The organism is Carboxylicivirga linearis, from assembly GCF_018271995.1.
GTDB lineage: Bacteria > Bacteroidota > Bacteroidia > Bacteroidales > Marinilabiliaceae > Carboxylicivirga > Carboxylicivirga linearis.
Genome location: NZ_JAGUCO010000001.1, coordinates 384294 through 404829, shown reverse-complemented (window position 1 = coordinate 404829; position 20536 = coordinate 384294). Strand labels below are relative to the sequence as shown.

At 36.2% G+C, this 20536-nt stretch carries 21 protein-coding genes; 10 read left to right on the top strand and 11 right to left on the bottom strand.

Annotated features, from left to right (window positions below):
* Window positions 1-50: 50 nt before the first annotated feature.
* The 3 genes from KEM10_RS01775 to KEM10_RS01765 all read right to left on the bottom strand — a co-directional run bounded on the left by KEM10_RS01775 (window position 51) and on the right by KEM10_RS01765 (window position 2666).
* A complete protein-coding gene (locus KEM10_RS01775) occupies window positions 51-800 on the bottom strand; it encodes a LytR/AlgR family response regulator transcription factor (protein ID WP_212212686.1) in 750 nt (249 codons plus the stop codon).
* Between the two features lie 4 nt (window positions 801-804).
* Complete coding sequence (locus KEM10_RS01770) at window positions 805-1872, bottom strand: sensor histidine kinase (protein ID WP_212212683.1); 1068 nt, start codon at window positions 1870-1872, stop codon at window positions 805-807.
* 71 nt (window positions 1873-1943) lie between these two features.
* The gene (locus KEM10_RS01765) at window positions 1944-2666 is read right to left on the bottom strand and encodes a LiaF transmembrane domain-containing protein (protein ID WP_212212681.1); all 723 of its coding nucleotides are present in this window, start codon (window positions 2664-2666) and stop codon (window positions 1944-1946) included.
* A 162-nt stretch (window positions 2667-2828) separates the two neighbouring features.
* Here KEM10_RS01765 and KEM10_RS01760 point away from each other — a divergent pair, with 162 nt between their 5' ends.
* Together KEM10_RS01760 and KEM10_RS01755 are read left to right on the top strand one after the other, a co-directional pair.
* Window positions 2829-3476: an EI24 domain-containing protein gene (locus KEM10_RS01760; protein WP_212212679.1), complete on the top strand. Its 648-nt coding sequence runs from the start codon at window positions 2829-2831 to the stop codon at window positions 3474-3476.
* Window positions 3463-3873 carry a DUF2752 domain-containing protein gene (locus tag KEM10_RS01755; RefSeq protein WP_212212677.1) on the top strand — a complete coding sequence of 137 codons (411 nt, stop codon included), beginning with the start codon at window positions 3463-3465 and terminating at the stop codon, window positions 3871-3873. The genes KEM10_RS01760 and KEM10_RS01755 overlap by 14 nt, the downstream gene beginning before the upstream one ends.
* On the opposite strand, the gene KEM10_RS01750 is transcribed toward KEM10_RS01755, so the two are convergent.
* A complete protein-coding gene (locus KEM10_RS01750; RefSeq protein WP_212212674.1) occupies window positions 3874-4446 on the bottom strand; it encodes a cob(I)yrinic acid a,c-diamide adenosyltransferase in 573 nt (190 codons plus the stop codon). It abuts the gene before it with no gap.
* A 123-nt stretch (window positions 4447-4569) separates the two neighbouring features.
* Between KEM10_RS01750 and pdxH the strand changes: the two genes are divergently transcribed.
* Window positions 4570-5208 (top strand): pyridoxamine 5'-phosphate oxidase, encoded by a 639-nt coding sequence (gene pdxH, locus KEM10_RS01745; RefSeq protein WP_212212671.1) that lies wholly within the window; start codon window positions 4570-4572, stop codon window positions 5206-5208.
* Window positions 5209-5221: 13 nt separating this feature from the next.
* Here pdxH and KEM10_RS01740 read toward each other — a convergent pair whose 3' ends face one another.
* The 4 genes from KEM10_RS01740 to KEM10_RS01725 form a co-directional block, all read right to left on the bottom strand.
* Window positions 5222-8341, bottom strand: a complete 3120-nt coding sequence (locus KEM10_RS01740) for an ATP-binding cassette domain-containing protein (RefSeq protein WP_244825465.1) — start codon at window positions 8339-8341, stop codon at window positions 5222-5224.
* Window positions 8342-8441: 100 nt separating this feature from the next.
* Complete coding sequence (locus KEM10_RS01735; RefSeq protein ID WP_212212668.1) at window positions 8442-9257, bottom strand: hypothetical protein; 816 nt, start codon at window positions 9255-9257, stop codon at window positions 8442-8444.
* A gap of 324 nt (window positions 9258-9581) precedes the next feature.
* On the bottom strand, window positions 9582-9995 hold the full coding sequence (locus KEM10_RS01730; RefSeq protein ID WP_212212665.1) for a DUF6146 family protein: 414 nt from the start codon (window positions 9993-9995) through the stop codon (window positions 9582-9584).
* 200 nt (window positions 9996-10195) lie between these two features.
* On the bottom strand, window positions 10196-11683 hold the full coding sequence (locus KEM10_RS01725) for a succinate CoA transferase (protein WP_212212662.1): 1488 nt from the start codon (window positions 11681-11683) through the stop codon (window positions 10196-10198).
* Between the two features lie 592 nt (window positions 11684-12275).
* Here KEM10_RS01725 and KEM10_RS01720 point away from each other — a divergent pair.
* The 5 genes from KEM10_RS01720 (at window position 12276) to pheS (ending at window position 16684) form a co-directional block, all read left to right on the top strand.
* Window positions 12276-12632, top strand: a complete 357-nt coding sequence (locus KEM10_RS01720) for a hypothetical protein (protein WP_244825463.1) — start codon at window positions 12276-12278, stop codon at window positions 12630-12632.
* 5 nt (window positions 12633-12637) lie between these two features.
* Window positions 12638-13450, top strand: coding sequence for a peptidylprolyl isomerase (locus KEM10_RS01715; RefSeq protein ID WP_212212659.1), 813 nt, complete (start codon window positions 12638-12640; stop codon window positions 13448-13450).
* Between the two features lie 13 nt (window positions 13451-13463).
* The gene (locus KEM10_RS01710; RefSeq protein ID WP_212212656.1) at window positions 13464-14285 is read left to right on the top strand and encodes a peptidylprolyl isomerase; all 822 of its coding nucleotides are present in this window, start codon (window positions 13464-13466) and stop codon (window positions 14283-14285) included.
* A 4-nt stretch (window positions 14286-14289) separates the two neighbouring features.
* Window positions 14290-15570 (top strand): peptidylprolyl isomerase, encoded by a 1281-nt coding sequence (locus KEM10_RS01705; RefSeq protein WP_212212653.1) that lies wholly within the window; start codon window positions 14290-14292, stop codon window positions 15568-15570.
* Between the two features lie 91 nt (window positions 15571-15661).
* Window positions 15662-16684 carry a phenylalanine--tRNA ligase subunit alpha gene (gene pheS / locus KEM10_RS01700; protein ID WP_244825461.1) on the top strand — a complete coding sequence of 341 codons (1023 nt, stop codon included), beginning with the start codon at window positions 15662-15664 and terminating at the stop codon, window positions 16682-16684.
* A gap of 92 nt (window positions 16685-16776) precedes the next feature.
* Here pheS and KEM10_RS01695 read toward each other — a convergent pair whose 3' ends face one another.
* Window positions 16777-17193 (bottom strand): OsmC family protein, encoded by a 417-nt coding sequence (locus KEM10_RS01695; RefSeq protein ID WP_212212650.1) that lies wholly within the window; start codon window positions 17191-17193, stop codon window positions 16777-16779.
* 110 nt (window positions 17194-17303) lie between these two features.
* Here KEM10_RS01695 and KEM10_RS01690 point away from each other — a divergent pair, with 110 nt between their 5' ends.
* Window positions 17304-18011: a Crp/Fnr family transcriptional regulator gene (locus tag KEM10_RS01690; protein ID WP_212212648.1), complete on the top strand. Its 708-nt coding sequence runs from the start codon at window positions 17304-17306 to the stop codon at window positions 18009-18011.
* A gap of 47 nt (window positions 18012-18058) precedes the next feature.
* On the opposite strand, the gene larC is transcribed toward KEM10_RS01690, so the two are convergent.
* The gene (larC, locus tag KEM10_RS01685) at window positions 18059-18856 is read right to left on the bottom strand and encodes a nickel insertion protein (RefSeq protein ID WP_212212645.1); all 798 of its coding nucleotides are present in this window, start codon (window positions 18854-18856) and stop codon (window positions 18059-18061) included.
* Between the two features lie 18 nt (window positions 18857-18874).
* The gene (locus KEM10_RS01680) at window positions 18875-19555 is read right to left on the bottom strand and encodes a DUF2461 domain-containing protein (protein ID WP_212212642.1); all 681 of its coding nucleotides are present in this window, start codon (window positions 19553-19555) and stop codon (window positions 18875-18877) included.
* Window positions 19556-19694: 139 nt separating this feature from the next.
* On the opposite strand from KEM10_RS01680, the gene KEM10_RS01675 reads away from it, so the two are divergent.
* The gene (locus KEM10_RS01675; protein WP_212212639.1) at window positions 19695-20402 is read left to right on the top strand and encodes a 2-C-methyl-D-erythritol 4-phosphate cytidylyltransferase; all 708 of its coding nucleotides are present in this window, start codon (window positions 19695-19697) and stop codon (window positions 20400-20402) included.
* The last annotated feature ends 134 nt before the right edge of the window (window positions 20403-20536 follow it).

The window sequence follows — 20536 nt, the reverse complement described above, 5'->3', positions numbered from 1 at the left end:
TGGCAAGCAGGTAATATTCTACTTTCAATATGGTTATCGCATCTAAGCGTTTAAAAATCTAACACTTCTTTTAATTTCTTGTAGCCGGTACGACTCACTTTTAACTTACAGTCATCATTAATCACAGCTAACTGAGTGTCTTTGTTATATGGTTCAAGCCGTTTAATTTTTTCAGCATTCACAAGGTAACTACGATGAATGCGTATAAAATTCTCTGTTGGCAAATGATTCTCGAAATACTTCATCGTTTTCGCCTTCAGAAAATGACCACTGTTAGTATAAATCATCACATAATCATCCTGAGCCTCCAAATACAATATATCATCCAATGGAATTACTTCTAATTTGCTTCCTTTCTTCACCACAATACGTTCCAACTTTTCCTCGGCTTGGTCTTGCATCGTTTGTATTTGCTGATTATTGTAATTTTCACCAACCTCAAGTTTCTGCAGCACCTTTTGAACAGCATTAGCAAACCTCTTTTCATTAAAAGGTTTTAATAAATAATCAACGGCATTTAGTTCGAATGCCTTTAAAGCATATTGATCGTAGGCAGTGGTAAAAACAACATGAACAGGGTCATCAATAACTTCCATCAACTCCAACCCGTTTACTTTGGGCATTTGAATATCAAGAAACATTAAATCCGGTTGATGCTCCCTAACAGCCTTCAATGCTTCAAAACCATTGGAACACTCTTCAACCACTTCAATATTCGCCCACGGCTTCAGGTACGATTTAATAATATTCCGCGCCAACGGTTCGTCATCAATAATTAAAGCTTTATATTTTGTACTCATTGGCTTATTCTTTCGACAAATGGGTATTCTGTGGTATTCTTAGGGCCACTTCAAAATAACCATTTTCTTTGTTAATAGTCAATAAATCAGTTCTACCATATATAAGCTGCAGACGATCTTTTACATTAAGCAGCCCCACACCTTCACCTTTTTTTGATTTAAGAGCACCTTCATCATAGTTGTTAACCACACTGATCTCAAGATCACCTTCTAAACATCGACAAAAAGTACGAACCTCAACCGGCTCAATACTTTCGTAAACCCCATATTTAATAGCATTTTCGTATAAGGGTTGAAGAATCATAACCGGCAACAACATGTTTAAACAGGATGATGGCACATCAGATGTGGTGATAAGCCTTTCTTGAAACCTCACCTTTTCAATCTGAAGATACCTTTCAACATTTTCCAATTCAGCGCTGAGGGGCAAGAGTACCTGTTCATTTTTCTTTAACGAATATCGTAGAAATTCTGACAGCTTATTTATCATCTCTCTGGCATCATCTGTATTGATAATGGTTAACGCACTTATGCTATTCAGACTATTAAATAAAAAATGAGGATTCATTTGTGACTTTAAAGCTTTCAATTCAGTTTCTCGTAATAGGCGGTTCAACTTTTCCTGACTTCTGTTCTTTTCATCCAACTCATTAAAGAACTTAAACATATAATAAATCAGTACAAACAACATATATTGAAATGCCCCCACTATACCTCGCACAATATTGGCTCTGTTATTAAAAAGCACATTCACCTCATCCTTATCCAATACAAATTGAAGCAATGATTTTCCGAGTATGAACCAAACAAATACAATTACAATACCGGCAATAAAAAACTGCATGAAAGTATTCCACTGACCTTTTCCTTTATCGATATACAATACCGGATACCAAATACTAAGACCAATAAAAAACATCAGAACATTAAACACCAGACCATCGGCCAATACTGCTTTTAACTCCAGAGAATATATCCACCAATTAATGGCCACATGAAGAATTGTAAATAATCCCCAAACCAATATGTACAACCGGAATACTTTCTTCTCACTTACGATTGGATGAATCATCGAAAACTTTACTTTATTTATTACAGACAGTTGCTTATGAAGTAAGCTGCATCAGTTTAGAAAACAGATAATCAGAAATTACGTAATTCACCTCCACCAAAAATAGCCACTCCTTTTATCAATAAAATTTTTGAAGGATCTGTTACGGTTTCGTTATAGTAAGTTCTCTTATCGGCAAAACCTCCAAAAATTGATACTACTTCGGTTTTAACATTCCAGCCACGTGGCACAATTAGTTTGGCTCCTCCAAAAATAGTTACCATTTCAATAACAGCACCTTGTTCAGCCATCTGGCAGCGTTCCAGGTTAATTTCACTTCCCCCAAACACAGCCGTTATTTTGCCACCTTTAAAATTATTGGATTCAATTTGACTAACTCCTCCTCCAAACACATTCACCTCATCAATAATCTCATCAGAAGTGGCACTTATGTTTTGATGTTCAATTAATGGCTTTTTCCGAAAATAGATACTTAAACCTATCAGAACTACTAACAAAGGCCAAAACTTAAAGATATCGTGAAAATCAACATAAGGAAATAAATCCGGAGCTATAAAAAAACCACCAATTGCCAATAAAATAATGGCTGCAGTATATTCTCTTTTCACCAAATTAAACAATCCAATTCCAACCAAAATCATAGGCCACGAGAATAGTACATCACTGACCCGATATGGTAAAACGTCCAACGTTCCTAACAATAAAACTAAACCCACAATAATTAAAAATAAACCGACCGATCCTCTATGAAGCTTTCTATTAGGATGATCTTCTCTTTTTGTAAACTCTTTCATGATATTTTTTTAATTGTTGATACTAAATTATCAGGTTGTTACGTTATAAAAAAGAGATAATCGGCCAACCGCGAAATTATCACGGTGAATTACGAAAGGGGTAAAAATATTCTTTCATTTTAGTTGGCAATTCCTTAATTTTAATCGTCAATTATAGTACATATGGAAACCTTGGACTACCCAAAATCATCAAATACCCTGTCAATAGCCGGGCTTGCTCTCTCCGTTATGGCCTTTGTAATCGCATTAATACCTTGTTTTGGTATGATTGCGTTTGTGCCTGCCTTACTGGGGTTGGTCTTCGCTTTAATTGGATTGGCTCAGAATGAGAAACATCGCACACCTAAAAGCATTGCCATTGTTGGTATTGTAATGAGTACAACAACATTGTTAATCGCCGGTGCCTGGACTGGCATCATATCTTCATTATCCAGCCATGCTGATGAACGTATTGAAAAGCATGTAGAACATATAATTGAAGATATAAAAGAAGACATTAAGGATGCCAACATACATATTCAAATAGAAGAGCATAGTTTAAGTGAAGAAGAAATTGATCAAATAAGAGAAGAAGCTGAAAAAGCCGGGGAAGTAGCTCAGGAAATTGTTACGAAACTACTGAAAGGAATAAAGTCAATTGACATTAAATCGAATAACAAAAGCATTACTATTAAAGTCCCCCGAGAAGAACTGAGTTCGGAAGAGATAGAAGAATTAGAACACGAGCTTGAAAAGCTTGAAGAAGATATGCAACAAATTGTTGACGATTTTTCTATAACTCTTGAACTTAAAAAGAATGAAGAAAAGTAGTAATCTTGAAGATTGGAAAATCTTTCAATTTTTTTTACTGATTGGGCTTAGTCTAGGCTTAATATTTCCACTATTAAGCCACAATGGAGTAACACAAATCAATTGCCCACTTGAGCACCTTAGCTCCCAGCCTTGTCCTTCATGTGGTTTATCCAGAGCCTGGCACCTTTTGTACAATGGAGATTTTGAAGGAGCCATGGAAGCCAATCATAATGCATACTCACTATTAATGCTACTCATTCTTCAATTAATATGGCGAGGATGGTTAATTGTAAAGGCTACTGCCGGCAAACCTATCATTATCTGGGATATTATTATTACCCTATCATCAGTAGTATTATTAGCAGGCCAATACCTGGCTGACCTGCTTCATTTTATTGTAACCAGCTATACATAATTACTTTTCCTCACGATTGTACAAAAAGGCTCGCCACCTCTCTTCAGGTAAATCTGCTTCTTCCAACGCAGCTCTCGACAAGCTGAAAAACAAATCTGATAAACGATTAATAAAAAGCAAAATGGATCGCTCAACCTTATGATTTGTATGCAAACTTATCAATTTACGTTCTCCTCTTCGTAATTGAGTTCGAACCACATGGCATAAAGCTGATATTTCGTCACCCCCAGGTAAAATAAAATAATCTGATTTACTGCTTAATGAGTTTTCTATTTCATCAATCCAATCTTCACAAAAAACATCCATCCCTTCAGGCAGCGGCATTTGATTCTTCTCTCTCATATCTTCTGGAGTAGCCAAATGCGACATGGTATTCATCAATTCAACCTGAATACGGTGCAGTTTATCTTGCCAGCTATGATTAGGATCCATTTTGGTTCGTAATAAACCAATAAAAGAGTTTACTTCATCGAATGTTCCATAAGTATCAACTCGTATATCATCTTTGCTTACCCTTACACCTCCTAAAAGACCAGTTTGGCCGCGGTCACCGGTTTTAGTATATATCTTCATAATTACTTTAATATTTTCTATTGTCTACTGAATGCAAACAACAGATCCGATGAAATGTTGAGATGAAAATGATTTCTTCAACAATTACAAGATCCTATTGTTATGGTATCAAAATGTACAAGAATGACTAAACTCGCTGATTTAAGAGATGAATATAGAAAAGGCTCCTTAAGCAGAGCTGATTTAAAAAACGATCCGTTTGAACAATTTACTTTTTGGATGCATCAGGCTATTGAAAGTAAATGCCTGCATCCAAGCGCAATGAGTCTGGCCACAGTAGACAAAGATGGAATGCCAAATGTAAGGATTGTATTGCTTAAAGATGCGAGCAAAGATGGATTTATTTTCTACACCAATTATCATAGCATTAAAGGTAATGAGCTGGAAATAAATAAAGTTGCATGCCTTAATTTTTTCTGGAGCGAATTGGAACGACAAGTAAGAATTAGTGGCACTATAACTAAGACTACAGAAGAGCAATCCGATAGCTATTTTCAATCGCGCCCGAGAGAAAGTCAATTAGGGGCACTTGCATCACCACAAAGTAAAATTGTGGAAAGTGAAGATTACCTGGCAGAGAGATATAAAATGTTACAGGACCAATATAAAGGCCAGTCCGTTCCGAGACCAGAACACTGGGGCGGATATATTCTGAATCCTACTCGAATTGAATTCTGGCAAGGCCGTACTAACCGTTTACACGACCGTTTTGTTTATACAAAACAAGCCGATTCATGGAATATAAATCGACTAGCTCCTTAATATTTCTGATAGATTATGGTCTGATTTTCTGTAATCGTTTATTTAACCTTCGTAGTTTGAAGTTTTCGAAGTAATGTATAATTCTTCTTAACACATCAAAATACAGAGTTATGTAGAAAATAACGATCCCCAGCCACATAACTATAGTATTAAAGATGGGAGTTTCTATTTTAATTCCCATCACTCTTTTTGAAGCAGAATAAAAATGTGCTCTTCCCCAATTGGATACAGGTTCTTTAAATATCGGATTACGTTTTTGAATAATATAGCGATCAGAGACTTCAACCTGCTGCAGTTCCCTTTTATTCAGAACCAATTCCTCTAACGCTTCATTCTGATAGGTCTTTTTAAAATCGAGAAATTCATTTACCGAACCATATTGGGCAATCAGCTCTTCATACTTTTTATCCTTTTGCTTTTTAGCTGTTCGGTACTTTGTATGAAAGGCCTTCTTTTCAGAAGTTAGAAAATTATTAATACGCTCATACATTTCCTCAGAATAGGAAATATTACCACTGGTAAAGAATGATATAGTTGGAAAGTGTGATATGGGACGCTTGGCTAATTCCCTAACTTCAGAGATTAGCAGCTGCGATCGGTTATGTAAAGCCTCTGTTTTCTGGTCATTCAGTAGGCTTTTGCACTGGTCATTAATATCCAGTAACTCAGGAATAAGCACATTTCCCTTGAAAGACGCATTACTAGCCTCTTTTTCAATATCGAAAAACAATGTCTCATAATCGTTATTCATATATTGATTTACAGCCAATGCTTCATATGCCCATCTCGAAGTCATTAAATCACCAATCCGAGGCACATATTCTTCTGAAGCAATTGTTCGATGTAGTTTATCAAACCCAACAATAACACCGCTAAACAGCAGCTGAGGCACTAATATTAAAGGTATTAATATATAAATGGTAACTACTGAATTTAACCCACTACTAATATTCAATCCTACCATATTAGCAAAACAAGCGGTACTAAATAAAATTATCCAATAGCTGAATGTTAATCCTTCAATCTCAAGAATGCTATTACCAATCAACACAAAACTAAGCGTTTGAATAGCAGACATGATAAACATCACAACCACCTTAGCATTTAAAAAGCTTGAACGACTTAAATTAAGAAATGCCTCTCGTTGTAATAACCTTTTATCTTTAAATATCTCCTCAGCACTTACCGTCAATCCAAGAAACAACGACACCACAACCGCCATAAACAAATAGGCTGGCAGGTTTACATTTTTACTAAACAGATAAACATTCAAATTACCATCGTCACCACTAATATACTTGGTAAAGAAGCCAAGAATTAATGCAAGAATAGGAGCCTCAAGCAAGTTGATGAAAATGTATTGCTTATTCTTAATTTTAGATAGAACATCGCGTTTAAAATAAATTTTAAACTGCTCTATGCGTCCTGGTATGTTATATAGGTTAGGTGGTAACTTTTCTTTTTTATCAGCTAAAGGCTTTGCTTTCCACTCGAACTTGCTTTCAAATTTCTCAAGGTACTGCTCATACCATTCTTCGGGCGATACCTTACGCTGGCGAATTAATTTACCATTCGGATTCACCATACGTGCTTCAATAATCCGCAATGGCTGCTCGGTATGAATATTACCACAAGCATAGCATTCACTCTCTTCAGGATTAACGTAATGAGCCATCTGCTTAAAATAAGTGATGGCATTGGTTGGATTACCGTTATAGATTATTCGTCCACCTTTATCAATAATCAACAACTTATCAAGCAATTTATATAAATCACTACTGGGTTGATGAATATTTATTATTACCAATCGACCTTTTAATGCCTGGCGTTTAAGCAATACCATTACTTTCTCTGAGTCCATCGATGATAATCCCGATGTTGGCTCATCAACAAACAAAATAGATGGCTCGCGAATCAACTCCAGTGCAATATTCAATCGCTTACGTTGCCCACCACTCAATATTTTGTTTAAAGGAGAACCCACCACCAAGTCACGAGCCTCTACCAAGTCAAAATCATGCAAGGCTCTTTCTACAACCTCAGTAATCTCATCTTCGGTAAAATGACTAAAACACAATCGAGCATTATAGAATAAGTTCTCAAATACTGTAAGTTCCTCTTTTAATAAATCATCCTGAGGCACATACCCGATAACACCTTCCAGTGCTTCAGGTTCCTTATGCAAATCATATCCGTTAACGGTAATTTTACCCTTATCCAAACTTAGCTGGCCATTCAACACATTAAGAAGTGTTGACTTACCGGTTCCACTGCCTCCCATCACACCAACCAATTGACCGGAACGACCGGTAAAACTAAAAGGGTGGATTCCAATTTGGTTGTAGTTGAATTTATAAGATACATCTATTGCCCTGTATACAATACGCCCTCTGTCGGCTCTGGCAATAAATTTCTGGGCGATGGTACCGTAATAAACTGGTGCAATACGGGATGTTTTAATTACAGAACCGGGTGAAATGGCCGTAGCTCTGTTTTGCTCAACCTTATGACCATTTAAATAAAGGTTTCTGTTTCCTGAATATCGGAATATAAATTGATTGGTTGACTTTATGTGCAACACCCAAACAAACACCTGCTGTTTAGGGTTATGAATATGCTTTATTCTTTCGTCGGGCTTTTCGTTCTGACCGCTAATTAGTAATACATTCTCTTTTTGGTTAACCGCTAATGGATGATCAACAACAAATTGCTTCAGATTGTCATACTCATCATTGGCCAGCTTGAGATTCTCCGCCAGTTGATCGGTAAATAATTCTTCTGCATCGGATACAATTTCATCACGCATAATGAAATTGAGCATATTACTAACCAATAAGAATTTGGTTGTTAATTCCAATTCCTGATTCAGCTCATCACAAATAGCTTTCAGCTTATCCATGTTATAGGAAGTCTGCTTATCGCGGGCTGCCTGATCATGGCTATATGAATTAGCATGGTATTTTTTAATGTAGAAATTATAACGCTCCAAGGCCATCTCAACATAATCGTTGTTGAGGTTACGCGACAAAAAGTTTTTGACCGCAACAACGCCTTTGCCTGTTTCCTGCTCTTCTTTCTGATCAGTCAACAATGCAAAGATTTGCATCAGTGCCTCAAGCAATAATTCACTCATTTACCTGGAATTTGATTTTAAATGAAAGTCAATTGACTTTTTCATAAACAAAAAAAGGGAAACCATACGGCTTCCCCAAATATCTTTCAGCCTGATTAGATTACGAAATGAATTTTTCGCGAACTACAGCAACATTTTCTTTAATTGCAGTTAACTGATCTTCAGTAATACTACCAGTATCAATACTATTATATATTTCGTGCAGAATCTTCAAATTCTCGATAACTTCCTGAACATCCTCATCAGCATTCTGCTTCAACAGAGTCATCAACTTATTCAATGGCTCTTTCTGGTTCATAATAATCACCACCATTTCTTTATTATTGAAGGTATCCTCCGAGATGTGAGTTGAAATGTAAAGAGCCTCAACCCAGCTACCAGCTAACACCAATAGAGAAACCGACTCGCGATCATTCTTATTTAAATACTCATAAGTATCGTAAAACGAATTCGTAATTAAGTCAACCAACTCATCTTTATTATCAAGATTTGCTTCAATCATTTGCAACAAATCTTTATCAAGAGCTGGAGCAATATCCAATTCTTCAATCAAGCTTTTTGAAGCATTCATAAAATCAACAGTCTCTTGTTTTTGATTGTATGTACTTGCATAACTAAGATCAGCGCTATAAACACCCAAATTCAAGGCCTGACTTTTTTCTGTTAAATACTTTTCAACATTTGAAACGGGATTACTTAACGAAAGAATATAGGCAGCTTCAATGCGATTAAGCATTTCAGTAACCTGGAATGATGTTGGCAAAGGATATACAAATTCTCTAACCTCTTTTTCAACATTTTCTTTTTTAATCTCAGGAGCACTGCTCGTTGAAGATGATTTACTCCCCATGTTGCATGAAGCAAATATAACAGTGGTTGCAATAATCAATGATACTACCGGAAAAATGCTTTTCATTATTTTAGGTCTTTATAATTTTCACAAATATAATCGAAATTAAAAATAATTTGTTTTGATATGTTTTATTTTTGCTACTATTTATAATTAATCTGATTTTTTTTGGCTTGCTTCTTTGTAATTCCTCGCTACTTACTCAAAAAGAGGATTGACAGATTAACGAACATAAGAATTGATTTGACTGAGAATATTATGCTGTCAGCCAAAACTGATAAAGTTATACTAAAAGCATTTTTTATAATTCGCCGACACTAAAAAGCATTCCCAACAAAATACTGACAAACACCTGGATTACAACGACCTGAATTATTTAAAGAATAATTCTCACCTTACTTGTTGCCCCCTGCGAGATATGAGGACAATTCCATATTCCTGTTCAATAAACTGGAAATAATGATATAATCGAAAGTTAAAATCCAATCCATAATCTACATTGCTTTCGTAAGGTATACTTGTTTGGTAGAAATCTCCAAACCTTAACGGATTTGTATGTCTTATATTCCATTCAACACAGTACTGTATATTCCACTGCCTGTAATAATCATTAGAATAAAAGTTCTTGGGATAAGGTTGCGAAGCCAGATAGGTTTCAAACCGAGGATCCATAACTATTAATTCATATTCGGTACTATCTTCCGAAACAGCCACCTCAGCCTTCGATTGATTATTGATGTTTTTTGTGGAAGAACAAGCAACAAATAATCCAATTGCGAAAATTAAAAATAAATTTTTACTCATTGTTTCGATCATTGGTTACAAGCAATTTACAACAAAAAACATTCCAACTACCAATATCTGTTCATAAACTTCTTCAACCAAAACCATATCATTATAATTGCTCGCCAATTTAATAAGCTAATATGGCCTGAATAAAAAAAGAAAAAGGCCATTTCAAAACGAAACAGCCTTTATATTTAATTATTTACTAAAGAGTTATACTACTCCCATTTAGTATTTTTCATATCACCCGAAGTTAAAAATTCGATGTGCATTTTAAATGCAGCATTTAATGCTTGCGGAGTTTGCGGTGCACCTTCGGTTAATTTTAAGTATCCTCTTAAAACATCCTTATAATCAGGGTGAACACAATTTTCAATAATTGCTTCTGCACGCTGACGTGGAGACTTTCCTCTTAAATCGGCAACTCCCTGCTCGGTAATAATAACTTTTACAGAGTGCTCAGAGTGATCCTGATGCGATACCAAAGGAACAATAGCTGAAATAGCTCCACCTTTAGCCACAGAAGGACAAGTAAATACTGACAAGAACGAGTTACGTGTAAAGTCGCCCGAACCGCCAATACCATTCATCATTTTAGTACCCAATACGTGAGTAGAGTTAATGTTACCAAAAATATCGGCCTCAATAGCTGTATTAATGGTAATTAAACCTAACTGACGAACTAACTCAGGGTTATTAGAAATTTCCTGTGGACGAAGAACTAATTTATCTTTAAAGAAATCGTAATCCTCGTAAATACCCTCTAATACCGGAGGTGAAACAGTTAAAGAACAACCCGAAGCAAAAGTAATTTCGCCTTTACGCATTAATTCAATTACCGATTCCTGAATTACCTCAGTATACATTTTAAACGGAGGAATTTCAGGATTTGAGCCTAACGAACCTAATACTGCATTTGCAATGTTACCAACGCCCGATTGAATTGGCAAAAACTCTTTTGGTATAATGCCTTTTCCAATTTCTCCGGCTAAGAAAGAGGCTACGTTATCTCCAATCTTTTGAGTTACCTCGTCAACTGGAGCAAAGCCACCTGTCTCATCAGGAGCATCATTTTCAACAATACCCATAATTTTGGCAGGATCAATTCTTAACACAGGATCACCAATACGCATTTCAGGCGTGTGAACAGGAATTGATTTTCTGTAAGGAGGATCTAACGGTTCGTAAATATCATGAAGCCCCTTAATTTTTGCAGGGTGCTTTTTATTTAATTCAATAATAACTCTCTTAGCCAAACGAGCGGCAGTAGGTGAGATACCAACACCCGAAGTTAAAACAACCTCTCCGTTTGGAGAAATATCAGCAGCTTCGATAACAGCCACATCAATATCGCCAAAAAAGCCGTAACGCATCTCCTGAGCTAAAGCAGACAAGTGCATATCAAAGTACTCAACACCACCGCTATTTATTGAATTTCGTAAGTCTTTGTTTGACTGATATGGAGTACGGAATTTAACAGCATTAGCACGAGCTAATGAACCGTCAAGCGAGTCGCCTGTTGATGCACCTGAGATGACACCAATTTTAAATTCTCTGCCTGCAGCATGTTCAGCTTCTGCTCTTGCTGCAATTGCTTTAGGTACAACTTTAGGTGACCCTGCCGGAGTAAAACCGCTAAAGGCCACAGTTGCATCATGGTAGATATATGATGCAGCTTCTTCTGGAGTTAATATTTTAAATGACATATACTGAAAAAAAATTTTCCGCAAAGATAACTGATGCTTGAAATAATCCATATTAAAATGGATACTTTATAAGGAAAAGTGTTGTATAGCAGGGAAATTTGTCAGCGTTAAGTTATTGTTTAGGCAAAACTGTAAGCAAACACTTGCCTCTCTTTTCTGCGATTCTATCCCTGCACCTTGCAATTGCACCACACATAACATGGCTAATTAATTGATTATATAAACACTACTTCAGAAAAGAAAGTCATCCGGATTTACGCAAACCTTGTCTCGTTCAGAAAATTACCTTTGCGTATTTACGCATGACTATCTTAATGTAAAAAGGATGCTTTGCGTAAATACGTAAGGATTGATTTTTACAATCCTTAACACATACATAAATAAGAAAACCCCCTTTTCTCAAGAATTGGAGCTTTGCGTAAACATGCACGGCATAATCGTATACTTATGGCTATCCTATAATTTTATTGAATACCCGAAATAACATTCACCTTCAAACCAAATTATATTTATAAACAATACCTTCAGAATTTACTTTAATGTTTAGCTCTTGATTTGGGGCTTCAAATGTGAAATGGTATTTTTGAAAACTATGAATAATATGACGGGAGAAGAGTTTGAACTGGAATGGGATAAACTAATACTAAGGCTGAGCAAACAATTTAATGTAACAGCCGAATATGAATTTATCCTTTTTATGATGGGTATTCAGGAAATGGGTATCGGTTTTCGCGAATTTAGTAAAACCGAAAAAATGGATTTGATTAATGTGGCTCGTTGTCGCATTCTGGCCCGACAAGGCTATATTAAAGAAACGGGCACTGATCCCGAAGGATGGCCAATTTTTGAGGCAAGTAGTAAATTAAAATCCATGATGCCCTCTTACCAAAACCAACTAATAAAAAAAGGCATTATCGAGTATTTTAAAGATGTAGAATTCACAAACTAAATAACATGAATAAATTCATTGCCCTAATAGCTATAGCAATCACTTTTGCAGCATGCTCTCCTAAATTAAAACCCAACCAGGTATTATTAAAAACAAACAAAGGAGATATATTGGTTGAACTATACGACGAAACACCTAAGCACCGCGATAACTTTAAAAAGTTAGCCAGCGAAGGCTTTTACGATCAATTACTGTTTCATCGTGTTATCAATGAATTTATGATTCAGGGAGGTGATCCGGAATCGAAAAATGCGTTTCGCGGTAAAGAATTAGGTAACGGAGGCCCTGGTTACACAATTGATGCGGAGATTGATTACCCAAAGTATTTTCATAAGAAAGGAGCTTTAGCCGCAGCCAGAATGGGTGATAATGTGAATCCAGAGAAAAAATCCTCGGGATCGCAGTTTTACATTGTACAAGGAAAAGTTTTTAATGATGATGATTTTGAAAAGGTTGAAAAACGACTAAAATCGATGCAAAAACAAAGTATCTTTTATCAAACACTGGAAGTATACAAAGATACATTAATGAGCTTGCGTCAGGCAGGTGATCAAGCGGCTGTTATGGATTTGCAAATGAAGATAAATGACATTGTGGAAGAAAAACTGGCCAATGCTCCTGACGTTAACATTCCTGAAAATGTAAAGGAAGTGTATAGAACAGTTGGAGGCGTTCCGCACCTGGATGGTAACTACACCGTTTTTGGTGAAGTAGTAAAAGGCTTTAATGTGATTGATTCTATTGCCGCCGTTAAATGCGATGAAAATGACCGCCCGCTGCAAAATATAATTATTAAAAAAGTGATTACCGGAAATTAAAAACATTTCAACTATGAATAACCCCCTTGGAAGAAAGTACCTGGCTATTCTGTTAGTTTTATTACTGGGTGGCATTAATATACTATCGCAAGAACCTGTTTTCTATGTTACCATATCAACCAATATGGGCAATATGAAGGTTAAACTATATAACGAAACACCCAATCACCGCGACAATTTCTTGAAGCTCGCCGGTGAGAAGCATTTCGATGGAACATTGTTTTACCGCGTAGTAAAAGGTTTTGTTATTCAAGGGGGATCATCCGACTCTAGAAATGCAGCTCCAGGACGTGCCATCGGTTATGGTAAAGCAATCAACATTGATTCTGAATTCGACGATGAGTGCTTTCATAAAAAAGGAGCCATATGTGCTCCTCGCCAGCCCGAGGATGTTAACCATTTTAAGATGTCGGACATTTCGCAGTTTTACATTGTACAAGGCCGAAAATACACCAACGAGGAACTTGATCTGATTGAAAAAGCAACAAACAATCCTATTAAGATCGAATTAAAAAAGCAGTTTTATGTGCCTCACAAAGAAGAATTAGCTCGCTTAAAAACAGAAGATCCAAAAGCATTTAATAAGTTGCTGCGCGAGATAAAAGATAAAATTGCCTTCCACTACAGCATTTCCAATAAAAAAGAATTTACGGAAGAACAACGTCAGGCATACACAACAATTGGCGGAACACCTGAGTTAGATGGAGAGTATACTGTATTTGGCGAAGTGGTTGAAGGATTAGATGTAATACGTAAGATTGCAGCAATGGATGTAGACAAAGCCAATAGACCCTACACTGATGTGAAAATTAAGGTAACTGTCGAAAAACTGTAATTCTATGTATCGCTTCCTGCTGATTGCCATACTATCAACAATGATTATCGCTTGTCAGTCCGGCCAAGATAAATCTTCGAAAGACAAAAAATCGACCTTTAAAGGATCATACAAAGACAATGTTCAGGGAATTGTCAGCCTGCGTACTTTTGATCATTACACACGTAGGATTGATGATGGCTTTGGTTTTTATGTGGCTCCCAATCTGGTAGTAACCAATTTAAGTTTTGTAAAAGGGGCTTACAAAGTAAAAAGTTCCCCGCTCGATATAGAAGATTTCTCATCGGTTCATGGCTATGTATCATACGATTTAGATCGTGATCTCGTTCTTTTAAAGGTAAACCGAAAAAACCTCAACTACATTCACTTAAAAGAAGCTGAAAGCAATCCGGATACTATTTATAGTTTATTCCGTAAAAACAGGAAGTTGTATGCTACCAACGGTCTGATTAAAAATACTGTAATTACCGATACTATCTCTTATGCTTTAGCTGATATTAATGCCCGTTTTGGGGAGCCTGTTTTTGCAGATAATCATCGTCCGGTGGGAATCGTGCAAGGGAAAGATTCTCTCAAGACAATTTTAATGGCAGAATGGATTGATAAACTCCTAAAAAATAAAAGCAAAAATTCTGAATCAACCTGGAACCTGCGTGATAAAACCAATAAAGTATACATTTCACACAATAAGGTTAAAGGATTTAAAATCATCACCAATAAAGGTAACATTGAAATAGCTCTATCGGATAAAACACCCAAATACCGCGATAACTTTATAAAACTGGTCAGCGATCATTTTTACGATAGCTTGCTGGTTCATCGCGTTATCAAAGATTTTCTGATTCAAACAGGTGCCTCCGACACCAAATACGCTAAAAAAGATGATGTGGTTGGGTGGCAAGGGCCAGGCTACACGCTTCCTATGAATATAGTACCCGGTTTATTTCATAAACGTGGCATGATAGCGGCATCAAAACTGCCGGCAGACAGAAATAAAAACAACCGAAGCGATGGTTCGCAGTTTTATATCATATCCGGTCGTATTTTTACGGAGTTGGAATTAGATGATCTGGAAAAAGAAAAAGGAATAAAATATACTCCCGAACAACGGCAGGCGTACACTACAATTGGCGGAGCTCCATATTTAGATGGCGATTACACCGTTTTTGGCTGGGTCACTAAAGGAATGGATGTGGTTGACCAACTGGCTGCCTCAAAAACATATGCCATCGACAGACCTATTGATGAGATAAGAATTAAAACCATTGAGATATTGAAAAAATAAAGCAAAAGAAACAAAAATGGTTTTAAAGGCTGCCCTAAACCAATGCTTTTATTAATTTTGCAACTCGCTTTTATAAAGTAAATAAAGAAACATGTTAGATAAGATTAATCAATTAGTTGAGGAGATAAAAGGCTTAGCTGCACAATCGGCAGAAGAGGCTGAGCAACTGAGAATAAAATATTTGAGTAAAAAAGGTTTGGTTTCCCAATTATTTGATGAGTTTAAAACCATACCTAATGAGCAGAAGCGTGAAGTTGGTAAGGTATTGAACGTCTTAAAAACGCAAGCTCTCGATAAAATCAACGAATTAAAGGATGGTTTTGCTGCATCTGCAAACAGCGAAGTAGGAACAGATCTTACTTTACCCGGAACTTCATCCGAATTAGGTAGTCGTCATCCATTGTCGATTGTCAAAAACGAAATTGTAGAGATATTTGCCCGTTTAGGATTTAACGTAGCAGAAGGACCGGAAATTGAAGATGATTACCATGTGTTTACAGCACTTAATTTCCCACCCGAACATCCAGCCAGAGATATGCAGGATACATTTTTTATTGCTACTAATCCGGATGTTTTGTTGCGCACACATACTTCCTCAGTGCAGGTTCGTGTGATGGAAAAAACACAACCGCCAATCCGTGCAATATTCCCAGGAAGGGTATTCCGTAACGAAGCCATTTCAGCTCGTGCACACTGTATTTTCCACCAGGTTGAAGGTTTATATATCGATGAAAATGTTTCGTTTGCCGATTTGAAACAGACCTTGCTTTATTTTGCCAAGGAGATGTTTGGTCCTGAAACTAAAATCAGACTTCGTCCATCTTATTTCCCATTTACTGAACCATCTGCGGAGATGGATATTTCATGTTCATTATGTGGAGGCAAAGGATGTAATGTTTGTAAATACACCGGCTGGGTTGAAATTTTAGGATGTGGAATGGTTGATCCAGAAGTATTAAAAGCCAGCAATATCGACAGCGAAAAATATACAGGATTTGCCTTTGGTATGGGTATCGAACGTATTACAATGCTGAAATACCAGATCAAAGATATTCGATTATTCTTTGAGAATGATAAACGATTTTTAGATCAATTTAAATCAGCTCAGATTTAAATTCTGATATAACGAACACAAAAAATCCCGCTAGCTGCGGGATTTTTTTATGACATTTCTCATCTAAGAGATGTTTAAAAACATATTTTTTACTATTCTACAATCCTTATTTCGGTAGTTAGTGGAATAGCTTTTTTATAAAGTGCCGATACTCCGCAGTATTTTTCTTCCGATAAACTAACTGCTTTTTGCAATTTATCCATTGGTAAATCTTTACCCTTGAACTGATAAATCACATGCATTTTTTCGTAATACTTAGGATGTTCTTCGGTCATATCACCTTCCACAATCACTTGTAGGTCTTCAAATTCCACTCGCATTTTCTTTAAAATACTTACAACATCCATACCTGTACATCCGGCCAACGCAGTTAACATAAGAGGCTTAGGTCGTGGTCCTTTATCTTCTCCACCATTTTCAGTTCCGGCATCTAGCACTAATTTGTGACCAAACAATTCTGTTTCCCATGACATGTTGCCGGTCCATTTTAAATTTACTGAGCTTTTCATATATTCAAAGTTTTAGATATTTGCATGTACTGCAAATATAATCTCTTTTTATATCTTTGTGTAGTTTTATGACATTTATCACTTTTTATAATCTTTAAGTTGTTCTTGTTATGAAAAGCATACAAAATGTGCCTTTTAATGAAGATATTGACCTTCTTTCTTATGACATCTTTCATGGATTGAGCGAAGAAGAGTTAGAGATGTTATCGCAGTCAATGAGTTGTACTCATCATAAACGCGGCAATATTCTATATCACGAGGGTAGCCGAATTAACGGCACCTACATGGTGATTAAGGGAATATTAAAGATTTACAAAACCGGTTTTGATGGTAAAGAGCAAATAATACGCTTTGCCAAAGATGGTGATTTGATAGGGTTTCGTTCAATCATTAGTGATGAATTAGCCTGTACAACTTCCAAAGTGGTAAATGATGCAGTATTGTGCTACCTTCCGGGAGATTTACTTACCAATTTAATAAAGGTAAATCCCGAATTTGCCATGTCGCTAATGAAATTGACATGTCGCGAATTAGGTGAATCAAACAAATTTCTTACTGATATTGCGCAAAAAACAGTAAGGGAGAGACTTGCCGAAGTATTATTACTTTTAATGGACACCTTTGATTTGGATGAAGATAATATGCTTCAGATTTCTCTAACAAGGGAAGAGTTAGCTAACATGGTAGGGACTGCTACCGAATCGGTTATTCGATTATTATCAGAGTTTAAAACAGATAAACTCATTGAATTAAACGGCCGAAGAATTAAGCTTTTAGACATCCCCAAACTAATTAAGATTGGAAATGTCTACATCTAGTTAAAAAAATAAAAGGCTGATTCATTGAATCAGCCTTTATATTATACTTATTTCTTCAGTTCAATCTTTAATGGTGGTATATCAAAATCTTTCCCACCTCTTGCAATTCCACTTGAGATAATTTCTCCATCACCTGCATCTCCTAATTTCGAATTAAGTGCAGCTAATATCGAAGATCCGGTTGGCGTACACAATTCCACTTCAAGAGGCCCCATCTGACCGGGAATCTCAAACATATCGAATATAATTTTAGTGGCCGGAGCGGGTACTGGTAAATGTCCATGTGAGAATGTAATGTGGCCGCCTCCCCAATTAACCGGATGACTTAAAACAGCCTCAGTTGGAGCTTTTAACAACTGTAACCCATACGCAGCACCTGTTATATCTATTAATATATCCTGAGCCTCATGCAAATAGGCATCTTCATGCGGATGCTCATGCGTATGGCCATGATGATGATCATGATCGTGATGAGTATGAGCATGTATATGATCGGTCAAAAAAGTATTTTCCTTATGAGCTTTTATTTCAGCTTTTACCAAAACATCCAGCGCTTTAAAACCAAAATCACGATAAACTCCTTCGATATTTAAATCATCAAATATATGTTCGAGCAAATGATAAGCTTTATGCCCCGATAAATGCCCATGATGATGCTCCACTTGCATCTTTAATCTTTTGGCACCATCAGCAGAATTTTCAATTTCAATTTGAGCATTTCCAATCTTTCGTCCAGCCAAAAGCATGGCATCAATCATCAATTTTTCATCTGCACCCGCCGATATCAGTGCAGCAGCAAACATATCCCCAGCGATACCACCGGTAGGATCAATTACTAATTGCATATTCTGTTGTTATATAAATTATAAAACTATTTCCTCATCTTCAGCATCCAATCCTCTATTTATAAAATCGTTCAATGGCTTAACCGTTTTTATCGCTTTGCTTAAGATACTTCGCCCTTGCTTCCCGGTCATATCATTATCCGCAATTGAATGTGAAACTATGTATGACTTGTATTTGAGTAGATCAATATCACTAAAATCTTTTGGAAAACCTTTCGGCGCCATTTTTAATTTATCCTGATATAACTCAGGGTAGATCGATACAAAATCTTTGTCTTCAATAATCTCCTTAAATTCATCTGTGAAATTATATACCTCCTTACGAACTTTTTTTAATTCTTCTGATGGAGGACAATAAATGCCACCCGCTATGAATGACTGCCCAGGTTCAACATGTATATAATATCCTCCTCGCGGACTTTTTCGTCCCCCCCTAACTATATAAGCACCCATATTGGTTTTATAAGGAGTTTTATCCTTTGCAAAACGAGTGTCGCGATAAATTCGGAAGATACAATCCTTAGGTTCAATAAGTCCTATACTATCATCAATTGTATTAATTAAATCAATTATTCCCTTTATAGAATTTTCAAACGATAACTTAGCATCTTGATACCACGGCTTATTCTCAGTAAACCATTCTCTATTATTATTGTCTTTTAGCTGCTTAAGAAACTCATAGACTATCGGCTCTATCATGATATATATTTTAAAGAAATGAAAAGTAATGAAATACTAATTATCAACAAAACAAAGATTGTTAGGATTTACTCTTGTTTCATTATTAATAGCAGTGTACTTTTGAATGTATCCATTTTTGAATATTAATCGATAATACATGTTAAGATACGCGATTATAGTTGCCGGAGGTAGCGGAACAAGGATGGGAAGTGAGATTCCTAAACAGTTTTTGAAAATAAACGGTCTACCTGTATTAATGCACACCATCAACACTTTTTTTGATTTTGACAATCAAATAAAAATCGTTCTTGTTCTGCCGACCAATCAGGTTGATTATTGGCGTGAATTATGCTCCACATATAAATTTCAAATAAAACATCACATTACAACCGGCGGTAATACTAGGTTTGAAAGTGTTAAAAATGGATTGCAGATTGTAGACACCCCTTCTTTGATAGCCATTCATGATGGAGTAAGACCTTTTGTTTCACCTGACACTCTGAAACGCTGTTATCATCATGCAGAAGTATTAGGAAATGCGATTCCTGTCTTAGATGCCTTTGAGTCGGTTCGTCAGGTTGATGAAGAAAAAAGCCGTGCGTTAGACAGAAGTACTATAAAGTTGGTACAAACCCCACAGGTTTTTAAATCGGAATTATTGATAAACGCCTACAGTCAAGATTTCAGCCCATTATTTACAGATGATGCATCGGTAGTAGAAACATATGGTGAAACCATACATTTAGTAGCTGGAAACAGAGAGAATATTAAAATCACAACACCATCTGATATGGTTCTTGGTGAGGCATTTATAAAATCAGGTTATAAGGATTATTCAGATGACAATGATAATCTATTGAGCTAAGTTCTCAACCAAACCAGAAATTCAAATACTTAATTAATGTTACCCAAATTTAAACAGATATAAATTGCTTCACTTTTATATTGATGGCATAATAATTGTTTAAAGAAGGATGTAATACTAAGTTTTGCTTTATA